The organism is Bacillus sp. ES1-5 (assembly GCF_022487605.1).
GTDB classification, from domain to species: Bacteria; Bacillota; Bacilli; order Bacillales; family Bacillaceae_G; genus Bacillus_A; species Bacillus_A wiedmannii.
In genome coordinates, this window is sequence record NZ_JAKVPU010000007.1 from 186434 (window position 1) to 200443 (window position 14010).

At 33.3% G+C, this 14010-nt stretch carries 13 protein-coding genes and 3 pseudogenes; 2 read left to right on the top strand and 14 right to left on the bottom strand.

Translation table 11 applies throughout. The features are described 5' to 3' along the window. Nucleotides 1–229 precede the first annotated feature (229 nt). The 5 genes from MKO96_RS21745 to MKO96_RS21765 form a co-directional block, all read right to left on the bottom strand. Nucleotides 230–616, bottom strand: a complete 387-nt coding sequence (locus MKO96_RS21745) for a hypothetical protein (RefSeq protein ID WP_000135755.1) — start codon at nt 614–616, stop codon at nt 230–232. Between the two features lie 451 nt (nt 617–1067). Further along, complete coding sequence (locus MKO96_RS21750) at nt 1068–1451, bottom strand: hypothetical protein (protein ID WP_240588634.1); 384 nt, start codon at nt 1449–1451, stop codon at nt 1068–1070. Between the two features lie 187 nt (nt 1452–1638). Further along, nucleotides 1639–2211, bottom strand: a complete 573-nt coding sequence (locus tag MKO96_RS21755; protein WP_240588635.1) for a histidine phosphatase family protein — start codon at nt 2209–2211, stop codon at nt 1639–1641. A 217-nt stretch (nt 2212–2428) separates the two neighbouring features. Continuing rightward, nucleotides 2429–3583 (bottom strand): 1-deoxy-D-xylulose-5-phosphate reductoisomerase, encoded by a 1155-nt coding sequence (locus MKO96_RS21760; protein ID WP_240588636.1) that lies wholly within the window; start codon nt 3581–3583, stop codon nt 2429–2431. Nucleotides 3584–3675: 92 nt separating this feature from the next. After that, entirely contained in the window at nt 3676–4929 is a 1254-nt protein-coding gene (locus MKO96_RS21765) for an MDR family MFS transporter (RefSeq protein ID WP_240588637.1), read from the bottom strand. Between the two features lie 102 nt (nt 4930–5031). On the opposite strand from MKO96_RS21765, the gene MKO96_RS21770 reads away from it, so the two are divergent. After that, entirely contained in the window at nt 5032–6696 is a 1665-nt protein-coding gene (locus MKO96_RS21770) for an ABC transporter substrate-binding protein (protein WP_240588638.1), read from the top strand. A gap of 4 nt (nt 6697–6700) precedes the next feature. After that, nucleotides 6701–6837: pseudogene (locus tag MKO96_RS21775) on the top strand (transposase); the annotation flags it as partial. 124 nt (nt 6838–6961) lie between these two features. On the opposite strand, the pseudogene MKO96_RS21780 reads toward MKO96_RS21775, so the two are convergent. The 9 genes and pseudogenes from MKO96_RS21780 to arsR all read right to left on the bottom strand — a co-directional run. After that, nucleotides 6962–7765, bottom strand: a pseudogene (locus MKO96_RS21780) (alpha/beta fold hydrolase); the annotation flags it as partial. A gap of 152 nt (nt 7766–7917) precedes the next feature. Next, nucleotides 7918–8022 (bottom strand): annotated as a pseudogene (locus tag MKO96_RS21785) (alpha/beta hydrolase); the annotation flags it as partial. Between the two features lie 176 nt (nt 8023–8198). Beyond that, nucleotides 8199–9194: a CgeB family protein gene (locus tag MKO96_RS21790; RefSeq protein WP_240588639.1), complete on the bottom strand. Its 996-nt coding sequence runs from the start codon at nt 9192–9194 to the stop codon at nt 8199–8201. Between the two features lie 291 nt (nt 9195–9485). Further along, entirely contained in the window at nt 9486–10085 is a 600-nt protein-coding gene (locus MKO96_RS21795) for a DJ-1/PfpI family protein (RefSeq protein ID WP_240588640.1), read from the bottom strand. Nucleotides 10086–10140: 55 nt separating this feature from the next. Further along, nucleotides 10141–11124 carry a phosphotransferase enzyme family protein gene (locus MKO96_RS21800; RefSeq protein WP_240588641.1) on the bottom strand — a complete coding sequence of 328 codons (984 nt, stop codon included), beginning with the start codon at nt 11122–11124 and terminating at the stop codon, nt 10141–10143. Between the two features lie 282 nt (nt 11125–11406). Beyond that, nucleotides 11407–11811, bottom strand: coding sequence for an arsenate reductase (thioredoxin) (gene arsC / locus MKO96_RS21805; protein WP_098585829.1), 405 nt, complete (start codon nt 11809–11811; stop codon nt 11407–11409). A 20-nt stretch (nt 11812–11831) separates the two neighbouring features. Beyond that, on the bottom strand, nt 11832–12872 hold the full coding sequence (gene arsB, locus MKO96_RS21810; RefSeq protein WP_240588642.1) for an ACR3 family arsenite efflux transporter: 1041 nt from the start codon (nt 12870–12872) through the stop codon (nt 11832–11834). 18 nt (nt 12873–12890) lie between these two features. After that, nucleotides 12891–13328, bottom strand: a complete 438-nt coding sequence (locus tag MKO96_RS21815) for an ArsI/CadI family heavy metal resistance metalloenzyme (RefSeq protein WP_087981157.1) — start codon at nt 13326–13328, stop codon at nt 12891–12893. Between the two features lie 60 nt (nt 13329–13388). Then, nucleotides 13389–13694, bottom strand: a complete 306-nt coding sequence (gene arsR / locus MKO96_RS21820) for an arsenical resistance operon transcriptional regulator ArsR (protein WP_000046014.1) — start codon at nt 13692–13694, stop codon at nt 13389–13391. Nucleotides 13695–14010: the final 316 nt, after the last annotated feature.

A 14010-nucleotide genomic window follows, 5' to 3' on the forward strand; every position in this document is an offset into this window, starting at 1 on the left:
AAAACAAAAAAATTGTACATTTTCACCTGGATATGCTAATTTTCTCGTTTTGGGGTATTTGCTTTTCTTAGGTTGCTCGACTTGGACTAGCAATTGTACCTGCCGAACCGCCAAAAACTGCTAATAATTAAAAAAACTTTTCACATAACAATTTAACTCCTCGTAGTTTTCTACTAAGGGTTAAATTGTTCAAAGGGTATTCCATTTGAGGTTTAATCAAATTATGTTCTCAAATGAAATTTTGAGGTACACATTCACGAACACCGGAATTTTTCAATGAGTTAAATAAAGCTGCACTGATTCTTAATAGGACGTTGTTATCAGTTCCATCTTCTAAATCATAGATTACAAAGTATGCATTATCGACTGTAAAAATACATTTTCGTTCTAATTTAAATCCAGGTGGTACAGTTGGAAATTCATCACTTGGTACAATTACAGGTGTATCACCTTCATCTCTGATAAGATTGAAAGTTTGCTCGTCAATTTCGTAGATATTAACTGGATCAATTTCTACACCTTTATCTGGAATTGTAATTTCATCTTCAACTAATAAGAAAAAACGTTGGTTTCGAAAATTGAAAAGAGATCTTGCTCCAATTTCAAATGATGCCACTTTATATTCACCTCCTTTGCAACTTTTTTATCGATTTAAAGTTACCTTCATACGGTATGTCAGATTAATAGATTTGGTTACGGCTTGTACTACGCAAATTACTAAATTAAGAGTTTTATCATATATGAATTATTGATAACTCCCGCTAACGAGAATTATGTAAATGAGCTGTCCAAACGGATGGCTTATTTTATTTTTGCTTAGCTTGATTTTTCCCAAATGCTGGCGATACCCCCTGCCCATCAACTTAAGAAATTGGTAGTTCCCCAAAACGAAGAAAATTTTCGTTTTGAGGACACTTCAAAATATTAGCTTGAGGGCATGGGACTGAACCCCTAATGCTTTATTTTAATAATAATTCTTTTCATAAAATAAAACCCAGTTATCAGTCTAAACCATTTTTAGATCTAACAATAACAAGTGTACATTTTTACCTTTCAGATAGTCTCTTTTATTCTAATTTCTTCATTTCTTTCAGCCGTTCTATATCCTTTTCTGAAGCCTTTTCTATTTTATACAATTCATAGCTACCCTTTATCTCATCTATCACTACAAATTCAGCTTCATTTCGAACATAGCTTTTAGTTTTCCCCTTTTTATAACCATTAACATTATCTAATATAGTTTCTCCACTATCTTTTTTATATAAATTATAGCTAACAGGTGGACGGCCAATTACATACTTATTATCAGAAAATCCGACTATATCATCTCTCCCTAATCCTGTCGAAACACTCCAGACACAAATAATCTGAAATATAGAATAAACAACAATACCGCATATGAAAAAAAATAGGATTGATTTAACAAATAACTTTAAAGATATCCTGCCCAAAAACATTCCCTCCCATTTCACCTCGGGATAGCAACAACAAAACGTGAATTTTGTACGCTAAGAAACCGAATTTTTTAGATTGTTGAAATCAATCCCCCGTCAGTGCCATAAGAAAAAGAGTTACCGCAGTAACCCTATTGCTTATAATACACGTCATTTCGGGAAGCTACGGATGAATAAATTCAATCTATGAAATCTCCCACAATCTTTTAACTTCCACCAATTCCTGCCCGTTGAATTCCATTCTATATATATCTGGTTTTGATGTCTGAAGTAAAAAATTCAAATCATACTTACTGTCATAATACCCCATCATCAAAGTCATTATAGCTCCATGAGTGCCTAATACTACTTTCTGTCCTCGATAGGTATTTAATAATTCTTTTAAGACTTTTATAGCACGTTTCTGACAGTCGACATTAGACTCTCCTCCCGTTAAAGCAAAGTCGGGGTCTAAAAATGACTTTTTTATCAAAGGAAATAATTCTTTATCCGACATTCGTTCCTCTTCAGCAATAAAGATTCTCTCTTTTAAGTTTTCAAATACTAAAACTTCTTGTCCTATTTGCTTCGCCAACTGCTGAACAGTTAGAATTGAACGATTGTATGGACTTGAAATAACAACGTCGATTCCCTCACCTTGTAATATTTCTGTTATTCGTTGAACATCTAATTTTCCTTTTTCGGTTAATCCTCGTGTTGCTTCTTTTCCAAACTTTGGTGAATCTCCGTGTCTAACCATATATATGAAAGTTTTCATAATTACCTCCAGTTTTTTAGTTTTTTTTATTCCTTATATAGCTTATATTAATTAAAAAGAACTTTCCCAATGACCATAACTAATAATTACTATAAATCCTTCTGCATGCGATATCTTACATACATTTCTTTACAATTCTGTGAACGTAAATGTATTAAAATAAAAGAACACGTAAAATGGAGAGCTAAAAAAGGCGAGTTCTGTTCTAGCTCTTTTTTCATCTTCTAATTAATAATTCGTTTGCATATTCACGAGCCCAATGATCGGCGTCTAATACTGTTTCCAAATCTGGATTTGCAATGCTCTGATGAGCTTCAAGAGTAGAATAAATTGTTTTTTCAATATCAAAAAATGAAATTTTATTTTGTAAATATAGCGCATTTGCAATTTCATTTGCTGCATTTAAGACAGCTGGTGTTGTACCACCAATTTCCCCTGATTCATACGCATAATGTAAGCAAGGGAATTTTTTAAAATTTGGTTTTTCAAAGTGTAGGCTAGCTATCTCTAGTAGGTTTAATTTTTTATAGTTTGATTGTAATCTAGTTGGATAATGGAATGCATATTGAATCGGCATTCTCATGTCATGGGCACCGAGCTGTGCCATGATGGATCCGTCTATAAATTCAACTAAAGAATGAATAACACTTTCTTTATGAATTAAAACATCAATTCTCTCATAAGGGATATCAAATAACCAACGTGCTTCCATGACTTCAAAGCCTTTGTTCATTAATGTAGCTGAATCAATGGTTAGTTTTGCTCCCATTAACCAGTTAGGATGCTTTAAGGCATCTTTAGCTTGTAAGATTTCCATTTCCTCACGCGTTTTATCTCGAAATGCACCGCCTGAAGCAGTAACAATAAGCCTCTCAATTTCTTGAGTATTTTCCCCATTTAAACATTGAAAAATGGCAGAGTGCTCACTGTCTACTGGAATTAAGCGGCAGCCGTTTCTTTTCGCTAAATCTGTCACAATATGCCCTGCTGCAACTAATGTTTCTTTGTTCGCAATTGCTATATCTTTTTTCGCTTTTAATGCTTCAATTGTTGGAAGGAGACCAGAGACACCGACAACTGAAGATAATACAAGATTAGAATCAAGGTGAGTTGCAACTTCAATTAATCCATCTGTTCCATATGTGACTTTTGTGTCCGTAGAAATTCGCTTCCGAAGTGCATCTGCTAATTCTTTTGTGCTTACGCTTACAATCCGAGGGTGGAATGTATGTATTTGTTGTTCGAGAAGGTCAATATTGTGATTTGCTGTTAAACCAATAATTTTAAAATGTTCCGGATGAGAAGTGACTACATCTAATGCAGACGTACCAATTGAGCCAGTTGAACCAAGAATCGAAATATATTTTACCATGATAATTCCTCCAAAGTTGTATAATCCCTCTTTGCACACCTATCCTACGATTCTATAGAAAGAATCGTGTATATTTCATTTTAGGCATTATATTATATTGAAATTTTATTCAATCTTTCCTGTGATTGACTATTAGTTCTAACAAACAGACCCTTATATAGGAAAAATGCCCCTATTATTACAATCATACCAATATAAACAGACATCATCGTAGGAATTAAGAATGCACCGACGATAATAGTCATTCTTGCAATTAGGTCCGCCCCAATATCTGATAGACCCGCAAAGGCTGAATATGATCCTCTCTTGTCAGCCGGAATCAGATTAGCTTGTTCTGCATTTCTGATTGGTGAGTAGACAAGTTCACCAACAGTAGCAATAAAGTTAAAAATAATTAGTACGTACCAGGTGTTTGCAGATGTTACTACCACATAACCTACCCCATAGAGCACAAGACCTAAAAGTAACGCTTTTTTTCCACTTAGATGATCTGTAAATTTATTTACAATAAACGTTAAACATACTACTAAAAGCATATTTTGTATGTTAAGAATACTTAGCATCCTCACTCCTACTATTTCAAAGTTCCCAATGCTTATTGGATTGAATGTTTCTGAAAGTCGTACACCAATATAACTGTTTAACGAAAACTCTGCTGCAAATATGCAGGTAGACCCTATTACAACTCTTAAAAATGCTCTATCTTGAATAGCAATTTTATAATTTTGAATTAGATCAAGTACTATATTTCCCTGCCTTTTTTCTAAGCACTCATTAACTTCTGCAACTAGCCAAATTTTATAAGCAATCGGTACTGTAGCAGAAACACAAGTCAGTAGTATAAACAACTCTTGTTGGTGATTAATGTATAAAAAACCACCTAATGCTGCACCAATTGCCATAGAAAGATTCATAAGCCAATAGTCAATTGTATAGACAGCCTTTCGATTTTCCGGTGTAGTTGAATCTATGATGATAGCTTGCATGGATGGGCGCCCAAGACTGCTAGTTATTATAAAACCTACATAAGCGATTGCAAATAACCAAATTATCTTATTTGTAGGAAATAGGCTTAAAGTCATAAATAAAAACATTAAAGTACTAGAAAAAGAAGTTAATAATAAGATTTTCTTTCGTTGAAATCGATCTGAAATGTAACCTCCAATTAAATTTGAAAAAAAACTGAAAATAACCGTTAAGATTAAAAATAACCCGGCCCATACTTTATTTATTTCTTGAGCAAAAAACAATGCCATGAAAGGCATTACTGCTGATGTAACAGCACGATTAAAAAACGATGTAATTAAACGTACTTTTATATTTTGCTCAAAATCTTTCCAATTCATCGTATCTCCTCCCCTTTTCTAATGTTATATTAAACTAGACTTATCAAATTAAAAATGGACACCTTCAGAAAAACATGTCCACTTATTAAAGGAGATAGGAAAATGGATAAAAATTTACTGAATCTATGGCAATCATTTTCTTCAGGAAATATAAAAACACAAGACCTAGCAGATTTTTTAAATTTAAGTACAAAGCAAACAGTACGTTACTTACATAAATGGATGGATGAAGGTTGGCTGACTTTCATTTCTGGAAAAGGTAGAGGAAAGCCCTCCTCTCTCCAATGGTTGAAAAATATAGAACAAATCTATGAGTCACAAGTAATGGAAATTATGGACCAACAGCCTGTTGAAAAAAGTAGTAAATATTTACTATATAATTGGTCTCCAAACAGTAAACTACGCTTGATGACTAAGTTTCATTCAAAATTTGGCTATATACATAATTCAGATGATAAATTAATTATTCCTAGAAGAAAGCCCTTTTTAACAACACATCCGCTCGAGGCTGCCGATGTACATAGTGCACATATTGTCGCGAACGTTTTCAATCGACTTGTTTATATGGATGAAAAGGGGAACATATTACCTGAAATAGCTCACAGTTGGGATTTAACTCAATCTACGCTTAGACTATATTTAAAAAAGTCTATAAAATTTCATGATGGATCCATCTTAACAGCGTCTGATGTGAAACTATGTCTCTCAAAATTACGCAGTCATACATACTATAAAGATTTATGGGCACCCATAGAAAAAATAGAAGTTGTTTCACCATTAATTATTGATATACATTATCCAAAGGGGTGTAGTTATTGTTTACAAATGTTATGCATGATAAATACAAGCATTTATAAAGAAAATAACGGTCAAATCATAGGAACTGGCGGTTTTTATATAGGAGAGAATAACCTGGAGAAAACATCATTAATAGCATTTCCTGATTATTTTCAACAAAGACCTCTGCTAGATATAGTAGAATTCATTCAGGTCCCCCTAGAATTTGATACTATTTATCAATCTTCCAAACACCATAAATGTAATTCTACCTTTCAAGTAGAAAGGAATTCAGGTTTTGGCGTTATAATTATGAATGCTTGGCGCGATTCTTCCATTCAGCACATAGAAGTTCGTAATTACTTACATTCAATTATCGCTAACAATATAAATCATATTCATGAATATGATTCTCAAAAAAAACCAAATATTAAAAGCTGTTTGAAAGACATAGATCATCAATTCAATATTCCAAAAAGAAAACGTCCCGAATTTAAAGAACCACTTATTATAAAAGCTACTCAGTATACAGAAGCGACAACAAAATGGTTAATGAATATCTTAGAAAAAGAAAATATACCTTTTCAAGTTAAATGGGTTCCATTTGAAAACTATCTTAAGGATGAAAAACTTAATGAACAAGTTGATCTTTTTATTCATGGTGAAGTATTCGAGATGAACCAAGAGATATCATTTTATTATTTTTTAACAGCTAGATATTCACCATTGGCTAAAGTCTTAAAAACAAATGAATCACTAAGAAAGCAACTATCTAAATACAAACATACACATTTTGAAGAGTGGGCTTCATTAAATAAGAAGCTTGAAAAAGAACTGATAGAATCCTCTATTATGATTCCCTTATATTATGATACACGTCAAATTCCTTTTTCATCAGATTTAACGAATATTAAGATGAAATATTTTGGTTATGTGGATTTTTCTCAACTTTGGATAAGACCTTTAATTCAAAATTCACAAGAAACCTAATCTAGTAGAAGCAGGCGATTTGTGTTTACGTGATCTTGGTTACTTCAATTTAGGAGACTTACAAACTATTCATGATAACGGGTCTACTACATCTCGCGGTTGAAGCTGAATACACAGATTTATATCAAGAACCCTGAGCCAGTTTTGAGCATTAGGCTTACTTTTCCCCAAAAACTTTTTGGACTTATAGCTAGCTTTATTATCTCTATTTATAAGGAACTGGTTATGACAACTACATTAAGTTTTTCAAAAGAAAATCCGTTGCTCAAATTCGAACAACGGATTTTCTTTCTATGAACCAATTTAAAACATCCTCGGCAATCTCTTCTGGTCTATCCCAATGCATTAAATGCCCTGTATTTTGATAAAGCTTAGTCGTAATATCAATACGCTTCTTAAATTCCGCAATCTGCAATTCTCTTATTTTTAAATAATTATCTGGAAGATCACAATACAATAGTAAAATATCGTTTTTAATTTTATGAGATTTCAACGTTTTATACACCGTATATTGAAACTTAATTACACCTCTAGCAGTATCGCCAGTAGCATGCCATTTCACTTTATTATCTTCTTCTCGCATTAAATCATAAACCGCACGTTTTATTAATGGTGACCACCTGCTGTAAGCCAGTTTTTCTGATTGGATGAATGCTTCTTTACTGTCAAAAATATATTCATCAAAATCTTTTTCGTAATGAGTTATTTCTTCTTCTAATGATCGCGGTGGACACTCTCCTTCTTTCGCACCTTTATATAGCTTTGCAAAATAGTCTGCATTCATTTTTCCATGATGATAACCACCATCTAACAAAACCATTTTATTCACTTTTTCTGGACTTTCTGCTGCATAGTGAAGCGCAACGCTTGCTCCCCATGAATGTGCTACTATATGAAATGTTTCTTTTCCTATCTGCTCAAGTAATGCTACTACCCAATTTGTTAAGTGAGATGCACCGTAATCTTCATCCTTCTCAAAACTTGGTGTTTTCCCATGTCCAGGTAGATCAAACGATACAATATGATAGTTATCTTTTAAAAGTTCCGCTATTTCGATAAAGTGAAACTTTAATCAGTGGGGGTTTTCTTCATCCCCCACTGATTATTAGTTGAACCAATCGGACTTTTATGGGCAGTTGATCCCCCACCTAACTTCTTTGCTTTCGCTGAATTTTGAGGTGGGGGTCTTACTGCCCATTAAAGTGGGATAAAGCTTAATTTTGTACTTCCTAAACCATGAAAACAAATGATTTGAGGATTACTTTTATCCCCCCATTCACAAACACTTGCTTTATATTCGCCAAATTCTACAAAAAAGTGATTCATTTTTAATCTCCTCTAATTATTAGATATAAATTAGTTTGAATACGAAATTATTTTTTCTGTATAAATAGATTCAATAAAATTATCCAAATCCCTTTTTCGTAAATGATTTTTATAGAATACGAAAGTTAACTCTAATTGAAAGCACGGAACGCTTATCATTTAAGTTAATGGTTAGACTACATCTTCACCCCCATAAAATTAATATAGGTTAATAATTGTAATACACGTCTATCATATGTGTGATTTTTCAAAGTCCTATCCAGCCCATTTTTTGCTATTTGTTTTCTTTCTTGTACATGCTCCAAATAGTACTCCGCTTTTTGTATAAACTCCGATGCACTATAAAACCTTTCTATTTCAACGCCTGGTATGTAATGCTTTGCTACATCTGGCCGTATATCAGTTAACTGAAAAGAACCTACAGCATTAATTTCAAACGTCCTATTATTTACTGAATATGCTTGGATATTTGCAGAATTACAATTCAATTCCTTATCACTTGGTGAACGATGTAAATTTATATTGATTTTAGTAGAGGCGTAAAATTGTAACGCATCTTCATACTTTGCAAGTGGCAAGAGTTGTATTTTATCCTTTAATCTTTCATAATTCTTTAACTTCTCCCAACCAAATCCCACAATTTTTGTATTTTTTTCTGCTAAATACTCTGAAATAGAATCAACAAAAGTAATTCTATTTTCAAATGCTGTGCCTATAAAACTAAGATCATACTTATATGTATCTTCTTTATGAGACGGTTTAAACACATCTTGATTTGCTGCTAATGGGAGATGAAACACATTATTACATCCTATCCCTCTATAAAACTTGATACAATTTAAATCTTGCGTAAATATGTAATCGTAATACGGAACAAGATTTTGTGTTAAATCCGTATAGTAAGGATCATCTGTCAACCAAACTCCAGTAGTAAAGCCTGCATTCTTTAAGACTGGCATGACACTACTAAATTCTTCGCTTAAACCACTTAGTACCAAAATAAAATCTGGTTTCATTTTCAATGCGGTTTTTATAGCTTTTTCCGGACTCACCATAATCGTATTGCTGTTTACCTTTTGTAAACTATTCAAAATTGCTGCTTCGATCATTGGATAATAAAAAGGAATTCCCGATTGAATAAATAAAATTTTCTTAGGAGTATTGTCTTTCATGTTGTTCCCCCTATTTCTATATAATCAAAGCGCACGAAATTTAGCAGTCTTTATTCATTTTCCTGACCTCTTACTTTACATGTATAAGCACCGTTTATGTCCATTATGTGGAACTTTCCTCATTTTATAGGCTAATTGGATTTTGGGAGGTGTCACAAAGGGAATAAAATTAGGGTATATTCAGCCAAATTATTAACCACATAAAATGAATACATAAAAGAAAGAGCCTACTCGTATGAGTTAACTCTTTCTCTTTTACAATATTTAAAATATGATTAAGCGAATAAAAAATTACTTCCAAACAACACCTCGCCGCTCATATTCCATTCTATATTCAACAGCAGCTGCAATTTTTGGACTTGCGAACTTTTCCGTAATCCAAAGAGCCAAATCAATTCCTGAAGTAACTCCTCTTGCAGTAATAATATCGCCTTGATCTACAATTCTGTAATGAAGAAGCTCTGCTCCATATTTACTAATTTCAGTTTGTGCCAAATGATGCATTGTTGCCTTTTTATCATTTAATATACCGGATGCAGCAAGTAGCATACCTCCTGTACAAACTCCAGCAACAATCGTTCCTTCATTGTGCATCTCTTTAATCATTTCGGTCAAAGTACCAAGCTCTGCTTGCTTGCGTGCCCCGTACTTTGCTTTATGATTCCAGCCACCACCAGGTACAATTAACAAATCTGGACGATTATCCATTCGTAAAAAATCATGTAATTTAACCGTAACTCCAAACGAAGTAGTAATTTCTTGTTTTGGTTCACTTGATACGAGTTCAATCTTAAATGGAGCACCTTCTTCTACCGCTCTTTTCAATACTTCAAAAGGTGCAAAGGAGACAAGTTCTCCGAAACCATCAAACAACACAATTTGTATTTTCATTTTTAGAACACCTCATATTGTTTCTTTTTTGAATCCTAAATTTGTAGAATACATGTTATGTACAAATTAACAATGAAGATAGTCTTTCTCCTCTTACTCTGTAAACTTCCAAATGTTCTTCTAATTGCCTCTCATCACTTATTACACTTAGCGTTTTCCTCACAAAATTCCAATTCAAACTACCGGATAGCCATAGTAATGAAGACAGTCTTTTATAATCATTTATAGTTAAAATATCATGAGCCTTATACCCTTCTAAAAATGCACTAGCGATACTTGGACTAACTTCATGTGAATGTATTCCTTCTGTTCGAGAATACCACTTAATTAAAAAGGACAATTCTTCAATACGGTCTACATAACTAATAGATTCAAAATCTACAATTCCTTTTACCTGTTGATTTGAGTCCCACAAAACATTTAGTGGATTCAAATCCGTTTGTACGATAAACTCTAATTCACTCGCATATGCGCACTCTATATGATATTTAGCAAGCTCTATATACTCCCGTAATTCTTTACATGCGCTTGCCTTACTTTCTAACATATTAATAAACTGGGCATACCCATCCAAATGAGATTTCTTTTGAAAAATCGAGCTTTCAAATGCACAAGAAATATCATGGATCTTTCTTGCTTCCTTTCCGAAGGCTTTTGCCATAGCTTCTGTACAATGTGTAATATGTTCTCCTTCAATCCAATTAGACAATACAAATCGGTATTGTTCATCATTCCAAGTGACAATCGTAAATGAATCTCCTGCCCTATTCTTGTTCATTTGCATAAAAGGAATTCCGCGCTCGCGTAAATAATACGTATACCGTACTTGCTCTATCAGTTGTTCGTTTGATAACGCCCCAAAAGCTGGATTGATTGTTCGCTTGCTATTTATAAACCTTGCGGAATACCGCTTTCCATTTACCATTATTTTATAATGCGGATCCGTATTCCAACTATCTTTATGTAACTCTTCTTCCACTGCTAGTGAATGAATTTCTTTAAAATAATTTATTAATATGTCTTTTATTACGTATTTCATCCTATTTTCCTTTCATGTAAAAACCCTCGATGATAGGTTTGTAACATACACTTAATTTAATCAAAAGGAAAATAATAACCTACATAATTAAACACATTTATAAAAATCAGTCTTGTTTAATTCAAAAATCATATGTTATTCCCCTTGAAACTGCTCTATTCTAACTTTACCATCATGACAGAATATTCTCTATTCCTTTTAATAGTTGTTTTAAACCAATGAAATATATAATAAAAAAAGAGCCAATCTCCAACACAATAGAAGATTGACTCTTTTCTTTATTTACTCCCCAGTTTCAGAAAATCGCTTTATACGTTCACCAATTTCATCACGAACACGTTGAAATTCAGACCACTCTTTTCCTGCTGGATCATCAAACCCCCAGTGAACACGATTCACATGCGGCGGAGTAGATGGACAAACAGAATCCGCATGACTACAAAGCGTAACAACTAAGTCAGCACTATTTAAAATGTTTGCATCAATTATATCTGATGTTTGATTTGTTATGTCGATATTTACTTCATTCATTGCTTTAATAGCATTTGGATTCACTCCATGTGCTTCAATACCTGCAGAATATACATTCCACTTATCGCCTACATATTGTTTGCCCCATGCTTCTGCCATTTGGCTGCGGCATGAATTTCCTGTGCATAAAAAGTAGATTGTCTTTTTGTTTTCCATGTTGTTTTCCACCTTTGTTTTTAAGTTGATTGATCATTAAAATATTTACGTTTAAACCAAAAAGCGACATTTACAAGTGCAATCATGACAGGTACTTCGACTAACGGTCCAATGACAGCTGCGAATGCTGCGCCCGAATGAATACCAAACACACCAACCGCTACCGCAATCGCTAACTCAAAGTTATTACTACCTGCTGTAAATGCTAACGTTGTTGTTACTGGATAACTTGCACCAATTTTTCTTCCCATAAAGAAAGAAACGAAAAACATCACGATAAAATAAATGAATAACGGAATTGCTATTCTTACTACATCGAGTGGTACACTCACAATCATTTCCCCTTTTAAAGAGAACATAACGATGACCGTAAATAGTAATGCAAGTAATGTAAGTGGACTAATCTTAGGTATAAACACCTTTTCATACCATAGTCTGCCTTTTAACTTCACGAATACAAATCGTGTCAACATACCTGCTATAAAAGGAATTCCTAAATAGATAAATACTGATTTCGCCACTTCTGCCATTGTAATACTAACGATAGCTCCTTCAATTCCTAACCATTCCGGGATTACTGTTACAAACACGTATGCATAAACGGAGAAAAATAACATTTGGAATACCGAGTTAAAAGCAACTAAACCTGCTGCATATTCTTTATCACCATCAGCTAGATCGTTCCAAACAATTACCATTGCAATGCAGCGAGCTAACCCAATCATAATGAGTCCGACCATATATTCTGGTTTATCAGGAAGAAAAATAATTGCTAAAACAAACATAAGTACCGGCCCAATAATCCAGTTTTGTACTAAAGATAGAACTAACACTTTTACATCTTTAAATACTCGGCCCATTTCCTCATAGCGAACTTTCGCTAATGGTGGATACATCATTACAATTAAACCAACAGCGAGCGGAATAGACGTCGTACCAACTTGTAATGCGTTTAGTCCATCTACTACACTAGGGAATACAAACCCTAAACTAATCCCAACAGCCATCGCTAGAAAAATCCATAGTGTTAAATATCGGTCTAGAAATGATAAACGTTTCATTTTATTTTCCATCTCCTATTAACAACAAGAATTTTTAGCTGCCTCATTTGAAGTCGTACAACAAGATGACTCTTCTATTTTGTGAACATCACTATCTGCTTTCGTATAAAAGAACTCCCACTCATTCCCATCAGGATCCGTTACCCAAAACTTATCTTGCACCGCATAGCAACAAGTCGTATCCATCTCATCACGCGCAAAGAAACCTTCTTTTTCTAATCTTTCTTTATGTAATGTAATCTCTTCAGCTATATCCACTTGGAAACCGAAATGATTTACCTGATTTCCCTTCACTTCATCTCGTACGTTCAGCGTGAAATTAAGACCTGGGTTTTCTAATAAAAATTTTGCATAATCTACTTTCACCTTAACTGGTGATACACCGAATACCTTTTCATAAAATTCAATAGACTTCTCTAAATTCGTAACGTTTATACCAACGTGAACATATCTCATAGCTTATTCCTCCTATATATATGTTATTAATCAATTTTTTTTGATTAATAGTGCAAAATTTTAACAGCAGCTACCTTTGCCTGTTTTTCTAAAGATACAACATAATTCTTCTGATAATAAATTGTTTACTTCCGCATCATTTAAATCATAATAACTCCACGTACCTTTTGTTTCTTTTACAATTAAACCTGCATCTAATAGAATCTTTAAATGATAGGACAACTTAGATTGCGTCATTTCAAAAATCTCTGTTAAATCACATACACAAGTCTGGCCTCGCTGGCAAAGTTCATACATAATCTCTAAACGCTTCTGATCCGCTAATGCTTTGAATTTTTTCTCATAGAGCTGAAAATCTTGTGCCACTGTAGTTCACTCTCCCTTCATCAATTTTTTTTGATATTTATAGTATATACGCTGTTTAGTTCTTTATGCAACTAATTCATCAAGTTTTTTTGATTTATTAAAAAAACTTCCTCGCATCATATCTTTTTACAACTTAATAGTTAAAATATTTCCGAGGAATGGAGTCTCTATAACTGTTTTAAATTTTAATTTGACCATTATAGAGTAGTGCCCCATCAAGCTAAGAAAAACAAATACCTCCAAATGAAAAAAATCAATATAACTCTTCGGCAAATAAAGATAACTCTTGTTTTTGGTGCATATTCATAAAAAGCAC